This window comes from Lysinibacillus sp. NPDC047702, from assembly GCF_050272555.1.
Taxonomy (GTDB): Bacteria; Bacillota; Bacilli; order Bacillales_A; family Planococcaceae; genus Lysinibacillus.
Map to the genome: position 1 here is coordinate 12628 of NZ_JBNNMG010000047.1, position 22611 is coordinate 35238.

Consider the following 22611-nt stretch of genomic DNA (forward strand, 5'->3'; position numbering starts at 1 on the left):
ACTTAATGCAGTAAAAAAGCTACCACAATATCTTTTGGCAGCTAAATTGCATCAACTAATGTTTCTTTTGCTTATTTTTTGTTTATTTTTCCTTTGTCTTTATTATCCTTTCACTATATTAATATTTTTACCGTTAGTTCCACTTATTATTATATACCTAAACAAAACAACGAACGCCATTCTTTATACTCATAAAATCAGAAGCTATAATCGAAACTAAATGACTACATTTTTTTTACGAAAAATTTACAATCCATTTAATTCATTCAGCAAAACAGTCGCCTCTTCTATTCCTGCCTCTGCAGCCAGTCTGTACCATTTAATAGCTTCTTTCACATTTCTAGATATACCCTCTCCATTATTGTAAAGATGCCCTAGCTGTAATTTTGCTCCTGAATCTCCTTGAAGAGCAGCTTGTTTAAACCAATGAATTCCTTTCTCGATATTACGTATACCGGTTAAACCTTGACTCCAAATAAACCCCAAATCATAAAATGCATCAACATGATATTGCTCTGCAGCTCTTTCATACCAGTATAAACCACGATTTACATCTCGCGATTGACCTAATCGCCCTTCAAAACAGATTCCTCCAAGCCTATATTGAGCTTCTACATAGCCTGCTTCTGCAGATTTTTTATAATAGAAGTATGCGTGCTCCTCATCAATGTCGACACCCAAACCTTGCTCGTAAATAATTCCAAGAGTAAACATAGCTTCAGCAACACCTTGCTTGGCAGCGAAGTCAAACCATTTCTTTGAAAGTATCAAATTTTCTGATACACCTTCACCGTTAAAATACATATCTGCCAAGTTATTCGCAGCATCAGGATGCCCTTGATTTGCCGCTGCCTCATACAATGAAAAAGCTCTGCAATAATTTTCCTGTACACCTATACCTTCAAAATAAAAATTACCAAGTACATATTGAGCATCAGCATGATCCTGCGATGCGGCTAATTCTAACCACTTTAAAGATTTTTCAGGCTTAAAACAGGAGCTATCGCTGGCACTATAGTATTCTCCGAGCTGAAACTGTGCTTCTGCATCTTGTTCTTCGATTGCCTCTTTATATAAATCAATAATGACCTCATGATCTAAATCTTCTTCATCAAATGCTTCAAACTGCTCATCTTGATTGATAAAATACCATTCCAATACATCGATTACATCGTCAACAACCTCAATACAATTGGTTAACTTCTCAAGTGAAGAAATTTGCCAAATTAAAATATATATAGGGAGTGGAATCGCTTCACGTAGTAAATCATCATACTCAGCTAAAAGCGTTAAGACATTTTCCTGTATTGATTGCGTCTGCTCTGGATGAACAATTTGTAAATGGCGTTGTTGATTTTTTTTTAGAAGTCCGTGCACAACTTGATACACCATTTTATGCAATGCTGTTAATGGCACTTCTTCAAATGTTAGCAATTTGATGTTTTGTGCAAACCATGTACCTTGAGTTTGCGTGAGCTTTAGTAAGGATTCAATTCGCTCTTTATTTCGTTCAGCTAATAATTGTCCATACATTCGTTTCCCCCCTTGCACTATAAAAAACCGCCTTGCCAATATTATATGGAAGACAGTTTAAAATTGATTACACATACGCTCTTAGTATTAATCCTACGAGTAATGTGATAAATAAAAAAACAGATATATGACCCCATTTATACATTTCTAATAAACCGATAAATTCCCTAGTAAAAGCATTTGGAACATAGTAAAAGGCAGTCTTTGAACCAACTCCTTGAGCATCAAGTTTTGACTTTCGGGCATATATACTGGCACGGAATACATGAAAATTATTCGTTACAAATAAAGATCGGTAATTTTCACCTTGCGCATGTCTATCCATAATTGCCTTTGAAAATGCCATATTTTGTTCGGTATTTATAGATTGATCTTCCATTATTATCTTTTGGGTGGGTATTTGATGTACTTCAATAATATAGTTTTTCATGGCATAAGCTTCTGATACTTTTTCATCTGTTCCCTGACCACCTGAGACGATAATGTAAGGTCGCTCACCATTTTTTTTATATTGCCGTACTGCCTCGTCTAAACGACTAGCTAAAAGCGGTGGTACTTTATCACCGATTAGTCCTGATCCTAGTGCAATAATAAAGTTTGGCTCATAGCGAATAGCTGTAAAATGATAAATAGTTGCATATGCCATTACACTTGTGTATAAAAACATTGTATAACCAAAAATCAAAAACGCATAGAAAAAAAGTATATGCCAAATTTCATTTTCAGTATTCATAAATATCACGAATACATACCATATCATCATGATAAAAAAACTCAATCCAAAAACTGCTACCAATAAATTACGTACTTTACGACCTTCTTTTTCAAGCAAAACCTTGCTATTAATAAACATCACAATCGATAAAATAAACATAATGCTTGGAAAACTACCGAGTATAATGACAATTCCCATCTCTGAGACAATTCCTTGATTGTCTGGCAGCAGTAGAGGATTTTGAATAATGATTGCTCTTAAAATATGTAAACCTAATAGCCCCAGTACTACTGCATTGAAAAAGCGTCTTTTTTCCGTCGTATATAATAGTAGGAAAATTGCCGTTAATAGCACCAATGTTTGTATCATCGTCCCACTCCTTTCTATAGTCTTTATACCCTTTCTCCCGACACTACTTGTTCAAATTTGTCGTTATTTCTAAATTAATGACAGCGATTATTTTATTTTTTGAGAATGTTCATGTAAAATTAATAGTAAGAACTAGTTTATGACAAAATGAAAAATTATATTGGAGGAATGTAAGTAATGAAAAAAATTCTTGCCGCTATTTTTGTAGCGACACTGATGTTTGCAACGGTTGGGGCAACATTGTTTATTTCTGATACACCAACTGCTGAAGCTAAATCCTACAAATCAGGAAAAAAAGGCTTCACAAACAATAATAATAGCTCAAATATCCAAAAGTCTCAGGACAAATCTAAAGATCAAAATAACGCAACAACAAATAAAAACAATACAACATCTACAAACAAAACAGATACAACTGCAAAAAAAGGTGGTTTCTTCTCTGGTGGCCTTATGAAAGGTCTAATGCTAGGTGGTTTAGCAGGTTTATTATTTGGTAGTCTCTTTAGTGGTATGGGTCTGTTAGGTAATATTTTAGGTTTATTAATTAATGTAGCAGCAATTGCTGTCATCATTATGCTTGTCGTAAAAATTATGAATATATTTAAAGATAAGAAGCGTAAAGAGGAAGCACAATGGCACAAATAATTAATGAACAAGATATTATTAATGCCATTTGCTTATCACAGGCATATTATAAAAATATTCGCCCAGAAGAAGTGCTTGTAGAGCTAACCTACGATGATGATGCTGGCTTTGGTGCTGAAGTCGAAGTGAATAGACAGATAGAGTTATTCAATACAGCAGCAATGATTGGTGCATTACGTGTATGGATTAAAGATGTCCTGCATGGTGATCCATTTTCAACTGGTATCGAGCTTGTATTAGATGATGAAGAAGGCATTATTGCAAGATTATCGTAAATAACTAAAAGTTAAGCAGTACAATAAATTTTTTATTGTACTGCTTTGTTCATTTTAAAAATGATTTTTTATCTGTTTCTTTTTGTCTTCATCAATTGTAAAATCGACTACTGATCGTCCAACCATTAATAGCATGATGAACATAACCCCAGTACCAGTTATTAATTCACCACCTATAGAGATGGATTTAATCTACTGAATCAAAATAAATCACTAAAATTAACAAATATTTTTGCTGCATGGCTTCGCTTTGTTGAGGCTTCCGGTAAAAACTTGCCTTCACTGCCTGTAACTATTCCAAGCTCATATAGCATAGTAATCGCACGCTTTGTTTCTTCATTGTAAATAGCAATATCAGTAAATGGCGCATTTCCTTTCACTACATAAGGCTTCTTTTGTTGAAGTTCATAGGCACGATTAATCATTAATGCTAGCTGAGCGCGAGTAATTGGCTGGCCAGGGTTAAATTTACCATCCGTTCCCTTTATAAGTCCATTTGCATAGGCAGCTGCAATTTCAGACTGTGTTTTTGCATCGTAGCTTGAAATATCCGTAAATGGTGCCTGTTTCTGCGTCGTTAAGCCTAAGCTTCTGACAAGCATAGCAGCAGCCTGTGCACGAGTCACATTCTGTTCAGGTCTAAACGTTCCATCTGCATAGCCTTTCATAATCCCTACTTCAGCTGTTTTCTGAATAAACTCCTTTGCCCAGTGATTCTCTATATCAGTAAAGCTTGAAGTACCTCCCAACGAAAAAGTTATAGTTGGACTTTGTACGCTTTCATTGCCTGCAGCATCTACTGCTTTTACAGCGACAGTATATGTTGCATGATCCGTTAAATGTTCCAACGTAATTGTTGTCGTTTCAGCATTTTGCGTAGCTGTTAACTCACCATTTACATAAACTTTGTAGCTTTGAACGCCAACATTGTCTATAGCCTTCTGCCAATTTACCTGCACGGTTGTACTATTTTGAATAGTTGTACTGATCACTTTTGATACATCCCATAATGAGCTTGCTTTAATGGCTGGTAAAAATGCCTCATTTGCGACTGCCATATAGCCAGCTTCACTTAAATGTATATTTTCTGGATTTGGTAAATAGCTTGGCACATCCTTTGCCACAATGTCGTAAGTTGGGACAAATATGCCTCCTGCCTTTTCAACATTTGCTTTTATTGTGGAATTTACCGCAGCTAATAATAGTTTAAATTGTTTTTGTAAATCCTCACTATAGTATGGAAAGGAATTATAATAGCCCATCACATAAACCTGTGCGCTCGGATTTAACTTTTTAATTTCTGCTAAAATAGCTGTTAAATTTGTGACTGCATCTTGTGAAGCTTTTAGAATTGCCGTTGCATTAATACCTGTAGCTTGAGATTCCTTTAAAATTGGTATTAAATCATTAGCGCCTGCTGTTAAAGTAACGATCTCCGCCTCTTTAATAGATGTACGAAGCTTTACCTGTTCGTTTGGATAGCCAAAACCAACCACCGGCTTCTCGACATCTTTTTGTAAATCTTCTAATACATTTTTAGTAGTATAGCCTGTATAAGCAAAGCCCTTATTATATGAAGTAATAAGGCCATCTTTCTGTAAAGCCTGTGCAACAAAATCGGCATACCCTAATCCGATAATTCCCACTTCATTCATGCCATGAGCAAGTGAATCCCCTAATGCTACATAATCTGCCTGTGTCACCCAGCTTGGTGCTATAAGATCTCTCTGCTCTTCAGCATTTGCACCTATTGGCACCACTAACTGTAATGCTAGTACACTACTAGCTAAAAATCGAAATTTCTTTGAAAATTTCATACTCTCACTCCTTCAACATCTACTGATTACTATTTTAATAGATGAAGGTTAAAAATGGGTTAAATAAGAGCATGCATTTTTTTCTTGTTAATCAGATTGAATCTTTCCGTACATTCCCCCACCACCAACTTCAATTACTAGTTGACCTGTTCTTGCTAAATCAATCATCTTCGCAATTTTATGTGGTACGATTTGTTCAAGCTGTTCTAGTGAGACGTGATGTAATATATTCATCTCAGTACCAAAAGCATGTACTAATCGGTCCATCATTTTTGGCCCTAATCCTGGAATAAAATCCATTGGAACTTGATGAATATAGGGTGGTCGATCACGTTTATTGACAAGTTGTTCTGATAACTCCTGAATACGTAAAGCAACTCCTTTTATAATTTGAATACTGTTACATTTAGGGCAGACAGTTGCCACATTACTTAACTGTTCCCCACACTTTGCACAAACGGTTTGATGGTATTTACCAAGCAAAGGATTTAGACCATAATTAGCTGTTATTGCTCGCCCTTGCTGCTCTTGAAGTGCCAATTTCAATTCAGAAAAATTGGCATCAGATAAGCGTAATTTTTGATATTCCCTAGCGATTTTCCCAAGAGAGTGAGCATCAGAATTACTGACAAATGGATAGGCTTGAAGCTCTTTAATATTACTTACCATGTAGGTATCAGAGCTTAATCCCAGTTCAATGGCATCGATTAGCTGTGGATCGAAAACTTCTGTTAAACTTCGTTGTACACCTTTACCAAATAGACTTTTAAATGGTGTAAATACATGTGCAGGAATAAAAAGTCCCTTTAATTCACAAACTTTTTGTTGTAGCGTTCGTGCATCGCAATATATCCGCTGAGAGCTTAAGTGGATATTTTTCATATGATTTGACATCCAAGTTGAAAACTCTCTCATCAGGCTAAGCGTCGGAAAATAGGCAAGCACATGGATTGGTCCTAAGCAATTCTCATCATAAATCTCTATTTCACTGCCTGGAATCAGGGTCGTTTTCTGATAACGTAGTCCCCCTTTCTCTAATTCCTTAATTAAGTCTTGTTCTATCATCAATGCCATCTCTTCTATTACTTCTGGAGAATGACAATCGATAATTCCAATAATATCTAGCCCCTTTCTTGCACTAGCAGTCTCTAAAATATTTGCTAATGTTAACGTTCTACTGCCTGTAATTTTGACAGCACGTCCATTAAAAGTACGTCCAATATGAATATGTAAATCAGCATAGAATTCTTTCATAATTAAATTTCACTCCTGTTATTTTTATAACACAGAAAAACCTCACATTGCTGCAAGGCATCTCTTTGTTCATTATGATGGATGATTATTATGTGTGCTATTATTTGATTCAAAGGCACCTGAGCCCTGCGACGGGATTGAAGATGAATCATATGCCACTAATGTCACGTCAATTTTCTTTTCCAGTTCATTAATTTTTTCAAGCTGCTGTTGATTTAATTGTGCAAACTTAATCTCTTCCATTATCATCAAATCCTTTCATTCATAAAGTTCCCTGAGAAAGTGATATTTATGCATATCAATTTCGTCGAAATGTAATTGCGTCCGAAAGTATTCTGTACTTGACGGTGCACTTTCGCACAGTAAACATTTGTTGCTGTCGCTTCGCTTTCGCACAGTAAAGATTTGCTGACTCAAGATGAAAATGACTGATTATCAGTCATTTTCTTTGACTTTACTCTAGCTATTTTGTAACATATGTATTAAGCAAGTCAAAAGCGAGGGATTACATGTCAAAGGAAGAGAAAATTATTCAAGCTGCTATTGAAGTTTTTCGTGAAAAGGGAATTGAAAAAACTAAAGTTTCCGATATCGTTAAAGCTGCAGGTATCGCTCAAGGAACATTTTATCTTTATTTCCCGTCACGGCTTTCAGTCATGCCGGCTATTGCGAAAGTTATGGTTGAGAAAATAATTGCTGCTATTAAAGAAGGTATATCCATACAGGAACCTTTTGCAATCCAGCTTGAAAAAGTAGTCGATATTGTTTTTTCACTAACCGAAGACTATCGGGATGTATTTGCTCTTATCTACGCTGGTATTACTCAAACTGAACATATGAAAGAATGGGAAAATATTTATGCGCCCTATTACGAATGGATGAATAATTTCTTATATGAGGCTCAACAGCAAGGAATAATTCGCCCTTCATTAAATACTACACAATCTTCTAAGCTTATTATTGGGTTAGTAGAATCTGCAGCTGAGCAAATTTACTTATATGATGATAGTGAAGAAGAATCTATCAGACTGCAAAAGCTTGAACTCCTTGACTTTTTACATCATGCACTTGGCTTACGTCACACATAAGTGGCGTTCTTTTTCACACTAAAAATGACTGAATGTCAGTCATAAATATTATTAAACGAAAGGAAACGTAACTATGAAAAAAGATTGGCTGTATGTTGGACTAACAAGTTTATTTGAATTATTTTGGATTTTTGGCTTTAATGTTGCACATTCATGGTGGCATTGGATTATTATCGTAGCTTTAATCGCTATGGACTTCCATTTCTTATCGAAAGCATGTGAAAACCTGCCTACTGGCACAGTTTATGCGATTTTTGCTGGGGCAGGAACAATTGGTACCACATTAATGGACATTTTCATTTTTGAAGGAGAGTTTAACACTATTAAAGCGATTTTTATATTTATTTTAGTATTAGGGGTCATTGGGCTTAAATTAGCTGATAACCCTGCTGGAGATAGTGATAACAAGAAAGGAGCGAATGCCTAATGGGCTGGTTACTTGTTTTATTAGCTGCAATATCAGAAATTATCGGGGTGGTAGGTTTACGTTTCTACAGTCAGAAAAAATCGCTACGTAATTTATTCATATATGTAGGTGGTTTTGGATTGTCCTTTGCGTTATTATATTCCTCCTTCAACTATTTACAGTTAAGCATCGCCTATGTTGTATGGATTGGTATTGGCACTGTTGGTGCTGTCCTTGTAAATATTATATTTTTCGGTGAATCTAAAAACCTTACTCGTCTGATTAGTATCGTTGCCATTATCATTGGCGTGGCAGGCTTAAAAGCTGTATCTTAATTTGCTTTGCTCCTGTACTTCTGTGGTAGAATTTATTTATAATGAATTAAAATCAATTTCGCCTTGGCGTAATTGTAGCTGCCGCTTTGCTTTCGATACTAAAAACATCTGCTGAATGAAGATAAATATAATCTAGTGAAAAGGAGGTTTTAAGAATGGTGTATTTATTACAGGTTGACTTTACTATGGAAGGCCCTTTTGGTACGGAGATGTCTGAAGGCTTCAAAGATTTAGCACATAGTATTAATGATGAAGAAGGCGTTATATGGAAAATTTGGACTGAGAACGCGTTAGCTAAAGAAGCTGGCGGGGTGTATTTATTTGAAACGAAAGAAAGTGCTGAAAAATATTTAGCCATGCACTCTGCCCGCCTAACAAGCTTTGGAATAACAAATATTCGCGGTAAAATTTTTGCAGTAAATGAAGCATTGTCATCCATTAACAATGGGCCTATCCTTCGATAAACAACATGGCGTATCCGCAATAGGAGATACGCCTTTTTCAAACTATCAATATTTTAATATTTTCTTTGTATATTGCTCAGATACATACGTTAAATAAGGCTTACCTGTAAGAGGATGAGTTTGTATATCAGCATAAACACCAAATACATCTTGTAATAGCGTCGGTGTAAGTACTTCTTCAGGTGTACCAGAGCAAACAATCTGACCTTTTTGTAAAACATAAATTTGATCGCAATACATAGCTGCAATATTTAAGTCATGCAAAGCAGCAACTACTGTTAAATGTAGGGTTTGAATTAAATCCATTAACTGTAATTGATGCTGTATATCTAAATGATTTGTTGGTTCATCTAAAATTAGAATTTGTGCTTGCTGAGCAAGAGCACGTGCAACCATCACTCGTTTTTTTTCTCCACCTGACAGAGAGCTGAAGCTACGTTTTTCTAAGTGCGCGATACCTGTTTGATTTAATGCATCCTTCACAATTTGAAAATCCCGTTCTTGATCGAGCTCCAATAGTTTTTTATGAGGTGTTCTTCCCATACTTACTAAATCATGTACCGTAAAGTCAAATAAAACCGGTGTTTCTTGACTTACTACCGCCAAATTTCTAGCAATGGTTTTACTTGATTGCTTAAAAATATCCTGCTCATTTAACAAGACTGTACCATTTTCGGGTTTTAATAGACGATACATATTCTTTAATAAGGTTGACTTCCCGCTACCGTTAGGACCAATTAGCCCAACAAATTGCTTTTCCCTTATTTGAATACTAACTTCATGTAGTATACGTTGATCATGAATGGAATAGGATACCTGCTTCGCTTCTAATGTCATAGGTTTAATCTCCTTCACCGAAAGAATAATTATTACGGCGTAGTAGCCAGATGAAAAATGGTCCTCCACAAAAAGCAGTAATTATTCCAATCGGCATTTCTTCAGGGGCTATTAAAATTCGTGCAATTGCATCTGCCCAAACTAAAAAAATCCCTCCTAATAGAGCACTAATTGGTATTACATATTTATAGTTGGAACCTACTATTATGCGGACAATATGCGGAATAATTAAACCGACAAATCCAATTGAGCCACTTACTGCAACAAGTACGCCCGTTAATAAAGATACTAGCAGGATAAGCTGCAAACGAAATTGTTGGATATTGACACCTAATGTAACCGCAGCCTCTTCTCCAAGCAATAATAAATTTAAGTTCCGATAATGGAGCCACAGTAAGGCAAACACGACGATAAATATAGCTGTAGGAATGATTATATTACTCCATTTAGCACCTGCTAGACTACCAAGCATCCAATACATAACTGCCTTAATTCCATTCTCTTGCTTTGCCATCATTAAAATAAAATTCGATACAGCAGATAAAATAAACGACACTGCCATTCCCGCAAGTAAAAGTCTAAAAACAGAGATTCTTCCTCCGACACGTGCAAGGAAAAACACTAACAATATGGCAAGAAGTGAGCCTAAAAATGCAGATGCAGAAAGAGCGAAAATACCTAGAAATGAAAAAGCACCTAAAATAATAACTGCTGTAGCACCGACTGTTGCTCCTGAAGATATTCCCAATATGTATGGTTCAGCTATAGAATTACGCACAAGAGCCTGTATAGCTGCTCCAGCGATTGCTAAGCCTGCTCCTACGATTGCAGCTAGCAAGACGCGTGGCACCCGTATTTGCCAAATGATAATTTCTTGCGAGCGACTCCAATCCTGCTCTATAAAATTTTGAACGATTGGAATTTTGGATAGAATAACCTGCCACACATAAAGAGGTGTGATGGAAACAGATCCAACCATAACAGCCAAAGTCATAGAAATGATTAGTACTAGAAGCAGAGTCAGAGATAATAGTATAAATTTTTTATTCATATGTATAATACTCCTAATCAATCGTAATAGATATGAAACAATAAAAAAGAGTATTTCATGCATAGTATGCATAGAAATACCCTAGAATCATCAACAAAGTCAGAAAGATTTCCATCTATTGTCCGTAAATGCGTTCATCCTCGTGGGCATTACAAGTATCACTATATGGCAGGTCTCCTGGCTTCGGATCAACGTTTTACGATTACCTTCCCATCCTAGAACAGTGGCTAAATCATCATAAAACTCCTCGTTACAGTTGCGGGACAGCGTCGGACTTTCACCGACTTCCCTTTTAAGTGACACTTTGTATAAGATGTCACACCATTAGTATCCAAACTATTAAAATTATGACGATTCTATCATACATTTTAGTAGTTAGTCTATAAATAACCGTAAATTATAAACTTTAGCTGTGAAAACCGCAATTGAGTTAACCTAAATAAAATAACAAGTTGACACAAATGCTTTATTTTCTTACACTATTAATAACTTTAATAGATAGGAGTGAAATTATGACAACAGTTGCAGAACACTCTCATCATAGATTAAGAACAGTAGATATTGCCTATATTGGATTATTTTCAACATTAATGATGATCGGTGCTAATATTACCTCCTTTGTCCCTTTCATGTCTGTGGGAGGAGTCCCAATCACATTGCAAACTTTCTTCGCTATTTTAGCTGGATTAGTTCTTGGCAGTAGAAAGGGAGCGCTTGCTTGCACGGTATATATGTGTATTGGTTTAGCTGGTGCACCGGTATTTGCGCGTTTTGGTGGCGGCTTTGGACAAATCCTAAGCCCTACATTTGGCTTTATTGTCACATTTATTTTAGCAGCATTTATCGCAGGACTGATTGTTGAGCGCAGTGGAACAAAGAAAAGCTATATTGTTGCGGCAGTAATTGCTACAGCTATTAATTATTTACTGGGGACAAATTGGATGTACTTTGCTTTTAAACTATGGGCTAGCGCTCCTGACGCTTTCAATTATAAGATGGCATGGCTTTGGATGATGCCACCATTGCCAAAGGATATTATTTTAGCTGTCTTTGCGGGTATTTTTGCGCATCGTCTACAAAGAATATTGAAAATAATACCAATAAAATAGTTGTACCCTGAAAACGTCAATCTTAAAAAGATGGCGTTTTTCTTATAACGTGGCCATTATTTCTGCACATTTATTTGCTACATTAAGCGTAATAGTGAGGAGGAATAAATATGAAGATAAGAAGAAGCTGGTTTATTAGTTTACTGACAGTAATTGCTTTACTAGCGTTATCAGCTTGCTCTGACAAGACAGATTCAGGTGAAAAAAATGACAATGAGCAGAATACAATGATAGATCATTCCACAATGGATCATTCTAGCTCTGGTGAAGTGCCAATAGCGTTAAAAACTGCCGTAAACCCTACATTTTCAGTAGGAAGCACAGCTATTATTACTGATGGACATATGGAAGGTATGGAGGGAGCCAGGGCGACAATTGTAGGTGCATATGATACGACAGCATATATTGTCTCCTATGAGCCTGCTAAAGGTGGCGAGCGTGTCGAAAATCATAAGTGGGTTATTCATGAGGAATTGATCGATTCAGACTTGGCTCCATTAGCCCCTGGCACTGAGCTTAAGACGAATGCATCTCATATGAAGGGCATGGAAAATGCGACTGTTCGCATTGATAAGGCTGTCCAAACGACTGTTTATATGATTGATTACACTGCTACTACAAATGGAGAGTCTGTAAAAAATCATAAATGGGTAACTGAGGACGAATTGAAAGCAGAATAGACCTTTGAACCTCTGTAGAGTTCTAGCAGAGGTTCTTCTAGCTTCTGATGTCTAAAGCATTTCTTCCTGCTGACTTAAGCCATTTATAGCCAATTCCCCAAACAGTTTGTAAATAATCATCAGCAGGAAAACCGCTTTTCCGCAGTTTCTCTCGTAAATTACGTACATGCGAATCAATTGTTCGATCTTCAATCGAATCATTATATCCCCATACAGTATTAATAAGATGCTCCCTAGTAAATACCTTATTTTGATGTGCTAAAAATAAGGCCAGCATCCCAAATTCTTTAGGTGTTAAAGATATTTCTATCTGTCGAAAACATACTTCAAAGGATTCCTTATCTAAACGTAATCCCTCAAACAACACAATATTTTCATTAATTTTTGCCCTTCTTAGGACAGCATTAATACGTGCGAGTAACACGTCTTCATCAAACGGCTTCAGAATGTAATCATCTGCTCCTAGATTTAGACCTTTTACCATATCAGTATGCTCCCCCTTTGCTGTTAGCATGATGATAGGAACATCCCAAAACTTCCTTATTTCTTTACAGACCTGCCAACCATCCATCTCTGGCATCATAATATCTAAAAGTACCAAATCTACATGATTTTCTTCTAAATAGATCAGAGCCTCTTGAACGGATACCATTGCCTTACATGTAAAGATAGGCTCTAAATAAAGCTTAAGCAAGTCTAACATTCTGGGTTCATCATCTATGAGCAGTATTGTTTTCATACGTTTCGACTCCTTTAAACGTTAAAATAAAAGTTGTTCCTTTATTCTCTTTACTCTGGGCTGTTATTTCTCCCCCATGTGCCTGAACAAGCTCTTTCACAATTGAAAGTCCAAGTCCAACGCCCCCTAATGCACGACTACGGGATTTTTCAACACGATAAAATCGTTCAAATATATGGGGTAAATCCTTTTTGGAAATTCCCTTTCCAGTATCCTTAACAAGTATAGTTACTAAATCATCCTGTCTTTTTGCCATAACCGATATAGCATCACCTGATGCACAATATAATAAAGCATTATTGAGGAGATTCATTAATATTTGTTCAAGCCTTGCTGCATCAGCCATTAAGGTTAATCCTTCTTCACAATGAACATAAAAGTGCAGCTGTTTTTCTTGAAAGGCAGGGCTCAACTTTTCCTCAACATTTGCTAAAAACGTATTCAATCGAAGACATTCCTTTTCAATCATAAAGGAGTTTTCGTCCATTTTAGCTAAATCAAATAAGTCCTTTATTAAAAGAGAGAGTCGATTAGTTTCTTCTATAATAATACCTAAGTATTTTTGTCGATCTTGCTCCGTCAAACTACGTTTATAGAGAATATCTGCATAGCCTTTTATAAAAGTTAAGGGTGTCCTTAGCTCATGGGCGATGCTTGATAAAAAATCCTTTCGATCTTGTCTTAAATGATTCAAATCATCCGATAAATGCTGTATTGCAAGGGCAAGATCGCTTAATTCATCCTTGCCATTCGTAGAAAGCACCACGGAAAAGTCACCATTACTTATTTTCAAAGTAGCTTCTTTCATCTGAATTAATGGACGAGCCAATTTTTTAGATAAAACAATAATGACTGCAATGGTTACTAGACCAGAAACAAATCCAACAATTAAAAAATGCTTATTTAGGCGCTCCATTAATGCATGGATAGAATCTGTATTTTGAAACATAAAAACGTAACCAACTGTTGTCTGCTGTTTTTGAATCGGACTAATGGTTGCAATATATCTTTCTTTTTGCCAATTATGCTGAAGTATTTCCCCATTATATGGAACAGTATTCTCTAATTTATTTATATAATCTTTGATTTCAGGATGTGGGTGTGAAGACGCTAGTACCGTTCCAGTTATATTTGTAATAACCACCTCTGTATCTTCTACTGACTCCATTAGTACAATATGGGCTAGGGTTTCCTTGTCAAAATTTTGCTCTAATATTGTTCTATGAGAGTTTCCTCTTGCCTGCAAGCTGGTTAGTTCCTCCTCCACCCTTGAATTGGTTAAAGAAGTATGTAAAAAAAGCATCATAAATGTTTCAATGCAAAATAATGTAATAAAAAAAATGATTCCAAGCTTTAGTGAAAGTTTTTTCATTTGCTAACCACCATTTTGAAATTTCCAAAAAATCCGTGACATCCGCGGTGTATTATCATGCGTTTATATATTCGCTGAATAGGAAAAATACATCATCTCTCCACCTTTGAAGTATTCTGTACCTGACTATTCGCTTTCAGTACAAAAACAATTGTTGCTGTCGCTGCGCTTTCGCACAGAAACATTTGTTGCTGTCGCTGCGCTTTCGCTCAGAAATATTTGTTGCTGTCGTTACGCTTTCGCACAGTAAAAATCTGCTGAATTAAGTTTACAGTATAACGATAAAGTATGAAGATTTCATGCAGAAGAACAGCATTTTTAATTGAACATTTCTTTTAACGTTCTACCCGCTGTTCCAGAGCTTTATTCGTTTCAAAGGAGTAAAAAAAGTTCTGTAAGTATACCTCATACTTACAGAACTTAAATTATATTAAACGTATTTTTTTACCCAGTTTAAGAAATTGTCGATAACTGCGTCAAGGAATTTTACAGTACCTTCATCTGTCAGATTACCTTCTGCATCAAATTTCGTGTGCACTGCACCAATATAAACATCATTTCCACTAAGTAATGGTGAATTAACACCTGGGGAGAATAAAATATCTCTCAAATGTAATTGTGCCTTAACAGTACCAAGGTTCCCCATCGATGCACCCATAATAATAGATGGTTTTCCAATCATTACTTTGTCTACACGAGATAACCAGTCAATTGCATTCACCATAACACCTGGTACAGTCCCATTATATTCTGGTGTCACCCAAAGCACTGCATCTGCAGCTTTTACTTTTGCTTTAAAATCAAGCACGGCTTGTGGTGCATCATTCTCAATATCTTGATTATACATTGGTAACTCGTTTAAGCTTAATACCTCAAGCTCAAATTTCTCTGTATACTGTTTTTGAATAAATTTTGCTAACTGCATATTATAAGATTCTTTTCGGATACTACCTACGATGGCTACTACTTTCACGATGATGTTTCCTCCTAAAATGTCTATTATTCTTAGTATTTGTATAGCAATTCTATTTTATACCACCTTAATAATAAATGGCAAATTCTTCAACCGGCTTACGATAACCACGTAAGCGACGACTGCTTTCTTTTTCCTTACCTATTGTAATCATAAGTGCAATTTCATGCGTTTCCGGCACATTAAAAAGCGCACGCATTTTCTGATTATCGAACCCAATCATTGGGCAAGTGTCCCAACCGCGATTTTTTGCAGCAAGCATAAATAACATTGCTGATAATGAAGCATTGCGAACAGCCTCGTCCTTCATAAAATCCTTGCCGCGATCTTCATAAAATTTAGTATTCTCTGTTACAATCTCCACTAATTCACTAGTTGTAATTATACCTAAATCAACCATCCCTTGAGTTAGGTTAGCTGTATTTTTATAAGCCTCTTTATCACCTAGTACTAGAATCACTCCAGATGCTGAATGTACTTTATATTGACCATATGCAGCCTCTCTTACTTTTTCCTTCATCTCTTCATCCAACACAACGATGTAGTTAGCATGTTGTAAGTTAAAAGCCGATGGAGCAAGCTTAACATCCTCTAAAATAGGCCGTATGTCTTCTTCAGTCATCCTAACGTCCTTCAAAAAATTATTAGCTGAACGACGCTTGTCAATTAGTTTGGAAAATTCCATTTTTAAACCCCCAATGCAGTTATGTAATTCCATCCAGTAAGCAGTTATTGCTGTTACTGAATGAATTAGTATTACTCATATTTTTTATCGAATTTTATTGTACTTCTTACAGTGTCAATAGGACGAACAAGTTCTTCAATTTGAGCACGCTTTGACTCTAAAAATGGTGGCAATGAAAGTTTTTCACCCAAAGTTTCATAAGGCTCATCCCCCATAAATCCTGGTCCATCAGTGGCTAGTTCAAATAAAATTTGTGGTGCAACTCGTGCATAAAGGGATTCAAAGAAGTGACGGTTGACATAACCAGAAGTATGGAAGCCAAAGCTATCAAATCTTTCTGTCCATTCATTCAATACAGCACGATTCTCTACTCGGAAGGCTGCATGATGAACTGTACCAAAGCCTTGACGTGCTACGGGTAAAACACTGTTGTATTCAACAACAAGCTGAGCACCGTTGCCTCCCTCGCCTACCTCAAATAAATGGAAATCTCCTTCCTCAGCAATTTCAGTAAAAAGCATCACTTTCTCTAACACATCTTTAAAGTATTTAAAATTAGCAATTCGAATGAATACTGGCCCTAATCCTGTTATTGCATATTCCAAAGGTATTGGCCCATCTTGCCATGGAGTCCCAGATGCAACACCCTTATTATGCTCATCAGAAATAAGTTGATATTGCTGATCGTCAAAATCAACGAAAGATAAAGTTTTCTTACCAAATTGTTCTTTAATACCTGTATGATTAACCTGCAATCGGTCAAAACGTTTCACCCAATATTCCAAAGCGTCATCCGTTGGCACACGGAAGGAGGTTTTGGAAATCTCATTTGTTCCATGCACACCTTTTGGGATGTTCGGAAAATCAAAGAACGTCATATCTGTACCTGCGCTACCCTTATCATCCGCAAAGAATAGATGATATGTTTGAATATCGTCCTGATTAACTGTTTTTTTCACTAAACGCATTCCTAACACAAAAGTGAAAAACTTATAATTTTCTTCAGCACTGCTAGTAATTGCTGTAACATGGTGAATTCCTTTTAAATGATTCATTTAAAACCCTCCTATTGTCTCGATTTCGAGATATTGATGTAAATTTGTTCATTTATTAATCGCATTAAAACCAACCTTCTTTAGAGACAGAATCATTGTTTCCAGCTCTTCGTGGTCTAATACTTCAAAAATCTCATTAATTTTTTGTTCATGCTTTGGGAAAATCTCTTCTAATAATGTTCGTCCCTTATTGGTTAAAAAAATATAAGTGACACGGCGATCCTTTGGACAGGCACGTCGATAGACATAGCCCTTTTGTTCAAGCTTATCAATAACATAGGTAATACTGCTACTTGCAATTAATATTCTCTTACCAATCACTTGAATTGGTTGCTCCCCACGATGGTATAAAAATTCAAGCACTGAAAATTCGGTTTGATTTAAATCATATTGCAGCAAATCTCTCCTGGTTGCTTCCTGAATCGTTTGATATGCACGGAACAAGACCGTAAAAGCCTTTAAATTACGATTGTCTTCCCTCATCCGACTCCCTCTTTCTATTTACCTCGAAATTAATTATCTTTAATTCGAGGTAATAATAACATATATTTCCCCCTACGACAATCAATTTGTTTTACTCAGAAATCTACTAAGTATTTATTTCACATATTTCGTACCCTTGATAGCACTACTACTTTTTAAATACTGCATGAAAAAAATCCAGCCGTTAATAGGTAGCTGGATTTGATGAATTCAGTCTGTACCATTTACTTTAGGCGTTTAAATTCTTTTTCATTCCCATCAACAAATTCTACTTCAATCTCAATTGATTGAAAGTCCTCTGCAATATGAAATACAGAGATAACCTGTTCTATTACCTCATCATTTGGTGTAGTGGAATCAAACGTCAGCTGCTTGAAAAGAGGCTCCAACTTCGTATAGGCTGCATCCCCCTGAAGATTTTCATTATTTCGCGTATCCTGTAATTTCGCTGCTACGCCAGACTTTTTGTTTTCGTATTCAGCTTCATAGGAATCTGCCCCAGAATAATCAACATCCAACGAAAACTCTAAAAAATTGAACGGTACTTGATCTGTCGCAGTATCACCGACCTGCTGATTCATATTTTGTTGAACTGGAGCATTTGTCAGCATATCTTGTGCCTTTTCCTTTGTACAGCCATAGAGAGTGACAGTCATAAACAGAACAGCAATTAAAAATTTCATTCTCATCTTTACACTCCTTTCTTCTATTATTATTTCCCTCTCTGTCTAAAAACTAACCAAAAAAGGTATCTCCAAAAATCAGGAGATACCCTTTCTATCATGAATTAATAAAAGTAATTACGAGTGTTGTTACCTTCAGCAATAGCTTTAGCTAATCGCATTGTTGATACAGCTAAATCTGCATATGTTACTTTCTCAGTAGCATTAAAGTTATTTTGCTGTGCATCGATTAATCCCATTGCACTTACTAAAGCCACATAGCCAGAATATGCTGGATCAATTGCGCCTGCATCAGCAAAGTTTAATTTGTAAATATCGCCATGCTTCGCAGCTTTCTCTAAGCCTAGCACACGGATATACCATTCTGCAAGCTCTTGACGAGTCATTGTTGCATCAACATCAAATCGATCTGCTGGCTTTAAAATGCCCATTCTTACAGCTTCTTCAACAACTCCATATAATGGATGCTTTTTATCAATATTCGTGAAGGATTGCTTGTCATCACCTTCTCCATATCCACCAAAATAGCCATATGTGAGAGATTTAAGCATAATTTTTAGTGCTTCTCCCTTAGTCACGCCTGTATCAGCATTAAAAGTAGCTGGATCTTTAATCTCTAACACGTTTTGGCTGACTAAATAATTTAACTCTTTGGCCGCAGTAGGATGTGAAATCAATGGTTGCTCTTTTTTATCCTCAATATTTATTAACCACTCACCAGTAGTTGCATCAATTTGATTAAATAAGTTACCACCATATGTTGGTGAATACACTAAATCATAATGATGCTTATCTTCACCATTTTGTTTAGCATACTGAAGTTGTAATTTAAGTGCCTCACTATAAGACTCCTTTGCTTTATCAGCAGAAATCGCCTGATCTACAGATGGCCAATTATCAATTTTTTGGTTAGAAATATACAATGAACGTAAAGAACCATCAGAACCAATGTTGACAGATATTTCATCTCCAACAACCGCAATACCATTTACAACACGTGGGAATGAGAAGTAATATTCTTTACTATAATCTTCTAATACTGCTTCCTCCAATGGTTTTGCATAATTATGCACGTAGGAAGGAGCCCATTGCTTTAAGTATTCAATTGCCTTATTTAATGCCGCATCCTTAGAAATGGCTGTAGTCTTATCGCTAGTCTTTACGAAATCTCTACTTGAATCATAGTATTGAGTAATTTCACCTGTTGCCTTATTTATTTCCAACTGAGAACCTGTACTACCATTATCATATATATACGAATAATTTACAGTGTAAATCGTTTCCCCATTTTGATTTTCTCTTTCATCAATCAGATCAAGCTGCAGCTTAGCTTTATCAGGGTCAACCTTTAAGAAGGACTTCGCAAATTCTTCTGCTTCAGCTAATGTCATGCTCTTCTTTCTAGGTTCAAGCGGTTGTGAGGATAATTTTTCTACGCGTTTTACTTTTGGTACCTGTGCCGAGAAACCGTTCACTGTTTGCCACTGTCCATTTAAGGCATGTACCCCATTGAAGCCTGTTGCTGGTGCATAGACAAGCTTCACCTTACGCTGATCTGTTTGATAATCATAATCAACCGCATAACGCAATTCTACTGCTAGATTATCACGAATTTGGGCAATAATATCTGCTTCATTCTTTTTCTGCTCTACACTATCAAACGTTGCCTTACTAAGGGATTCTGTATTGCTATACATACTTGTAATTTCACCATTTGCAAGGACCTCAATAGAAATGTATTGATCGCTGATTGCCACACCATTCTGAGTTGGTGAATAGACAAACGAATAAGAAATTGGCTGTGATAATGGTCTGCTCATATTGAAATAGTAGTCAGTCCCAATACCATTTTCCTGAAGTTTGTAGTTTTCAGTATTCGGGAATTTTTTTAAGAAATCCTTTGCAATTTTTTGTGCATCAGCTTCAGAATACTTTGCTGGATACATTGCATCTGAAATATCAGAAGGTTGATAATAGAAATTTTCTAGCTCTAAATCGTCTCCCTTAAATGTGAAGCCACCATGAATATCTTTCCCATTTACAGTTTTATGGAAGTTTAAATCATAACGAATTGTTGTATCATCTCTATAGTAGTGTCCGCTTCCTACATTTAAATCTTTTTCTGTTAAGAAATTAAACTTATCTGGGAATATTGCATGCAATTTATTGATAAGCATACTCTTTGTTACTTTTGTCTCTGTTGAAGCAACTTGAATTTCAATTCTCTCTGAAGATTCCTTTACATTAGCAGAAGCTTGTGAAATTGGTGAAAGTACTCCGAAAGTAAATGCTGTAGATGTTAGTATAATACCTAACTTTTTAAACTTACCCAAAATATCCCTCCTAGAAAACTATTTACCATCTATTATAATATACATTTCCAAATTTGGGAATGTTATTTACAGAGTATTTCCACTCAAAAGAAAATAGAATAGATATTATGATATTTTTTATCTAATAAAGTTAATTATTTTTTTACCACATCAAAATTGGAATCTATTAATAACCAATTTTGTGGGAAAGGTAAACCTAGCTTCCAATAACCTACTCCTCGAAGTTTATAGCGCTTTATTAAATCGAATTTAGCCTGAATGGATCTTGCATCTTCAAACCAAACAACATGTGCCCTGCCCTGCTCATCATAGTATTCAAAGAAAGGTGCTTGAGATCTCGTATCATATTGAATAGCTGCATTATATTTTTTAGCAATTTCAATAGCTCTTTGTGGACTAACTGCTTCAGCAATGGGACCTCCTTGTACAAAAGGCAATGTCCAGTCATAGCCATATAAATTTTGTCCAAGGATAATTTTATTCCGAGGAATTTCACTAATAGCATATTTAACAACTGCCTCTACCTCAGGAAGTGGAGATACTGCCATAGGGGGACCGGCAGAATATCCCCATTCATAGGTCATTAACATCACAAAATCCACTATTTCTCCATGAGCTTTATAATCGTGTGCCTCAGTCCATGGACCACGCTCACTAGCACTTGTTTTTGGAGCTAACGCTGTCGATACTGTATATCCTTGTGGATGGAATCTACTTACAGCTCTCCTTAAAAAGTTGTTATACGCCTCACGTTGATCACCTGGCAAATTTTCAAAATCAAAATGGATATCTTTAATGCTCCCTAAACGCCTTGCCTCTTCTAAAATATTGTCAAAAAGCAGATCCTGTACGGCTGTACTTTGAAAAATGTCTCGTGCTAAATCACCACTAAAGCTAAAATTCTCTAAATTTGAGATAACCATAGCTATAGAGGCTCCTGTATCATTAGCAACTTGCGTTACGCCCTGACTTGGTGGCTTTTTAAGCGTCCCATCTCGCCTTGCCTCATAGCTAAATAAAGCAAGATACGTTAAAAATGGTCCTGCTTCTCTTGCCTGACTCAATAATGCTTCACTAACAGATGTCCCCCTCGGTTCTAAATATGCCAAAGTTTCAGCCCTTGTTTTTGGTGGAGATGGAATATACAGTCGCATCCCAACAGATAGCGGTTGATTTGGATTAATGTTGTTGACCTGTGCAAGTGTTACATAATTAATGCCGAAGCGCTGACCAATGGACCATAAACTGTCTCCAGGCTGTACATAATAAAAACTTCCGATAATCGGAATAACAAGAGCTTGCCCTATGACTAATCGATTTGGTTCTGGAATTTGATTGGCATCTACTATACTTTGAACCGTTGTCCCATACGCCTGTGCAATTCCCCATAAAGACTCTCCAGCTCGTACAACATGTATTTGAATGACATTGCCTCCTTCAAGCGTGATGAAATCATACCTATAAAGCTTATGAAATAAGGCAGGAAAAGATGTCATGGCTCTTTCGGAATAGGTTTCTTTAAAAAAAGTCCTTCACTGATTACAGTGAAGGCATAGTGTTGAAAAACTAAATGGTCAAGGGACTCTTTGTGAACACTACTAAGTCAAATGAAGGTGATTTCCGTTCCAGGCTACTCGCTTTCCTGTGGGCGAGCGACGAGCCGCTTCCTGCGCTAACGCTCCGTGCAGGGTCTCGTCTGTCTCGCTATCC

General features: G+C 36.3%; 24 protein-coding genes and 1 riboswitch. Of the genes, 8 read left to right on the forward strand and 16 right to left on the reverse strand.

Translation table 11 applies throughout. The features are described from left to right. Positions 1 to 246: 246 nt before the first annotated feature. Together ACQKIM_RS19390 and ACQKIM_RS19395 are read right to left on the reverse strand one after the other, a co-directional pair. The gene (locus ACQKIM_RS19390) at positions 247 to 1533 is read right to left on the reverse strand and encodes an SEL1-like repeat protein (protein ID WP_427547034.1); all 1287 of its coding nucleotides are present in this window, start codon (positions 1531 to 1533) and stop codon (positions 247 to 249) included. Between the two features lie 67 nt (positions 1534 to 1600). Next, positions 1601 to 2617 (reverse strand): YdcF family protein, encoded by a 1017-nt coding sequence (locus ACQKIM_RS19395; RefSeq protein ID WP_427547037.1) that lies wholly within the window; start codon positions 2615 to 2617, stop codon positions 1601 to 1603. Positions 2618 to 2794: 177 nt separating this feature from the next. Between ACQKIM_RS19395 and ACQKIM_RS19400 the strand changes: the two genes are divergently transcribed. Then, complete coding sequence (locus ACQKIM_RS19400; RefSeq protein ID WP_427547039.1) at positions 2795 to 3262, forward strand: hypothetical protein; 468 nt, start codon at positions 2795 to 2797, stop codon at positions 3260 to 3262. Further along, on the forward strand, positions 3250 to 3537 hold the full coding sequence (locus ACQKIM_RS19405; protein ID WP_427547042.1) for a DUF2653 family protein: 288 nt from the start codon (positions 3250 to 3252) through the stop codon (positions 3535 to 3537). Before ACQKIM_RS19400 ends, ACQKIM_RS19405 begins: the two co-directional genes overlap by 13 nt. Positions 3538 to 3737: 200 nt before the next feature. Here ACQKIM_RS19405 and ACQKIM_RS19410 read toward each other — a convergent pair whose 3' ends face one another. The 3 genes from ACQKIM_RS19410 to ACQKIM_RS19420 all read right to left on the reverse strand — a co-directional run bounded on the left by ACQKIM_RS19410 (position 3738) and on the right by ACQKIM_RS19420 (position 6851). Next, positions 3738 to 5354 carry an S-layer homology domain-containing protein gene (locus ACQKIM_RS19410; protein ID WP_427547045.1) on the reverse strand — a complete coding sequence of 539 codons (1617 nt, stop codon included), beginning with the start codon at positions 5352 to 5354 and terminating at the stop codon, positions 3738 to 3740. 87 nt (positions 5355 to 5441) lie between these two features. Continuing rightward, entirely contained in the window at positions 5442 to 6608 is a 1167-nt protein-coding gene (locus ACQKIM_RS19415) for an endonuclease Q family protein (protein WP_427547048.1), read from the reverse strand. 72 nt (positions 6609 to 6680) lie between these two features. After that, on the reverse strand, positions 6681 to 6851 hold the full coding sequence (locus tag ACQKIM_RS19420; protein WP_427547051.1) for a hypothetical protein: 171 nt from the start codon (positions 6849 to 6851) through the stop codon (positions 6681 to 6683). 266 nt (positions 6852 to 7117) lie between these two features. Here ACQKIM_RS19420 and ACQKIM_RS19425 point away from each other — a divergent pair, with 266 nt between their 5' ends. From ACQKIM_RS19425 to ACQKIM_RS19440, 4 genes are all read left to right on the forward strand, one after another. Next, complete coding sequence (locus ACQKIM_RS19425; protein WP_427547054.1) at positions 7118 to 7696, forward strand: TetR family transcriptional regulator; 579 nt, start codon at positions 7118 to 7120, stop codon at positions 7694 to 7696. Positions 7697 to 7769: 73 nt separating this feature from the next. After that, entirely contained in the window at positions 7770 to 8123 is a 354-nt protein-coding gene (locus tag ACQKIM_RS19430; RefSeq protein WP_427547057.1) for a DMT family transporter, read from the forward strand. Continuing rightward, positions 8123 to 8437 (forward strand): DMT family transporter, encoded by a 315-nt coding sequence (locus ACQKIM_RS19435; RefSeq protein ID WP_427547060.1) that lies wholly within the window; start codon positions 8123 to 8125, stop codon positions 8435 to 8437. The genes ACQKIM_RS19430 and ACQKIM_RS19435 overlap by 1 nt, the downstream gene beginning before the upstream one ends. Positions 8438 to 8592: 155 nt before the next feature. Beyond that, complete coding sequence (locus ACQKIM_RS19440; RefSeq protein ID WP_427547063.1) at positions 8593 to 8901, forward strand: monooxygenase; 309 nt, start codon at positions 8593 to 8595, stop codon at positions 8899 to 8901. Positions 8902 to 8946: 45 nt separating this feature from the next. On the opposite strand, the gene ACQKIM_RS19445 is transcribed toward ACQKIM_RS19440, so the two are convergent. Next, positions 8947 to 9738, reverse strand: a complete 792-nt coding sequence (locus ACQKIM_RS19445; RefSeq protein WP_427547066.1) for a heme ABC transporter ATP-binding protein — start codon at positions 9736 to 9738, stop codon at positions 8947 to 8949. Between the two features lie 4 nt (positions 9739 to 9742). Next, complete coding sequence (locus ACQKIM_RS19450) at positions 9743 to 10789, reverse strand: FecCD family ABC transporter permease (RefSeq protein ID WP_427547069.1); 1047 nt, start codon at positions 10787 to 10789, stop codon at positions 9743 to 9745. A gap of 150 nt (positions 10790 to 10939) precedes the next feature. Beyond that, positions 10940 to 11130, reverse strand: a riboswitch (cobalamin riboswitch). Between the two features lie 171 nt (positions 11131 to 11301). Between ACQKIM_RS19450 and ACQKIM_RS19455 the strand changes: the two genes are divergently transcribed. After that, a complete protein-coding gene (locus tag ACQKIM_RS19455; protein ID WP_427547071.1) occupies positions 11302 to 11898 on the forward strand; it encodes a biotin transporter BioY in 597 nt (198 codons plus the stop codon). Positions 11899 to 12008: 110 nt separating this feature from the next. Then, complete coding sequence (locus ACQKIM_RS19460) at positions 12009 to 12578, forward strand: YdhK family protein (RefSeq protein ID WP_427547074.1); 570 nt, start codon at positions 12009 to 12011, stop codon at positions 12576 to 12578. A 37-nt stretch (positions 12579 to 12615) separates the two neighbouring features. On the opposite strand, the gene ACQKIM_RS19465 is transcribed toward ACQKIM_RS19460, so the two are convergent. The 9 genes from ACQKIM_RS19465 to ACQKIM_RS19505 all read right to left on the reverse strand — a co-directional run bounded on the left by ACQKIM_RS19465 (position 12616) and on the right by ACQKIM_RS19505 (position 22208). Next, positions 12616 to 13317: a response regulator transcription factor gene (locus tag ACQKIM_RS19465; RefSeq protein WP_427547077.1), complete on the reverse strand. Its 702-nt coding sequence runs from the start codon at positions 13315 to 13317 to the stop codon at positions 12616 to 12618. Next, the gene (locus ACQKIM_RS19470) at positions 13292 to 14689 is read right to left on the reverse strand and encodes an ATP-binding protein (protein ID WP_427547080.1); all 1398 of its coding nucleotides are present in this window, start codon (positions 14687 to 14689) and stop codon (positions 13292 to 13294) included. The genes ACQKIM_RS19465 and ACQKIM_RS19470 overlap by 26 nt, the downstream gene beginning before the upstream one ends. A 430-nt stretch (positions 14690 to 15119) precedes the next feature. Then, positions 15120 to 15662 (reverse strand): NADPH-dependent FMN reductase, encoded by a 543-nt coding sequence (locus tag ACQKIM_RS19475; RefSeq protein WP_427547083.1) that lies wholly within the window; start codon positions 15660 to 15662, stop codon positions 15120 to 15122. A gap of 67 nt (positions 15663 to 15729) precedes the next feature. Then, a complete protein-coding gene (locus ACQKIM_RS19480) occupies positions 15730 to 16347 on the reverse strand; it encodes a nitroreductase family protein (protein WP_427547086.1) in 618 nt (205 codons plus the stop codon). 71 nt (positions 16348 to 16418) lie between these two features. Next, positions 16419 to 17402, reverse strand: coding sequence for a ring-cleaving dioxygenase (locus tag ACQKIM_RS19485; RefSeq protein WP_427547089.1), 984 nt, complete (start codon positions 17400 to 17402; stop codon positions 16419 to 16421). Between the two features lie 48 nt (positions 17403 to 17450). Further along, a complete protein-coding gene (locus ACQKIM_RS19490) occupies positions 17451 to 17885 on the reverse strand; it encodes a MarR family winged helix-turn-helix transcriptional regulator (RefSeq protein WP_427547092.1) in 435 nt (144 codons plus the stop codon). A gap of 224 nt (positions 17886 to 18109) precedes the next feature. Continuing rightward, positions 18110 to 18574, reverse strand: coding sequence for a YusW family protein (locus tag ACQKIM_RS19495; RefSeq protein WP_427547095.1), 465 nt, complete (start codon positions 18572 to 18574; stop codon positions 18110 to 18112). 98 nt (positions 18575 to 18672) lie between these two features. Continuing rightward, entirely contained in the window at positions 18673 to 20901 is a 2229-nt protein-coding gene (locus tag ACQKIM_RS19500; RefSeq protein WP_427547098.1) for a YcdB/YcdC domain-containing protein, read from the reverse strand. A 134-nt stretch (positions 20902 to 21035) separates the two neighbouring features. Next, positions 21036 to 22208 carry a glycosyl hydrolase family 18 protein gene (locus ACQKIM_RS19505; RefSeq protein ID WP_427547115.1) on the reverse strand — a complete coding sequence of 391 codons (1173 nt, stop codon included), beginning with the start codon at positions 22206 to 22208 and terminating at the stop codon, positions 21036 to 21038. Positions 22209 to 22611 lie beyond the last annotated feature (403 nt).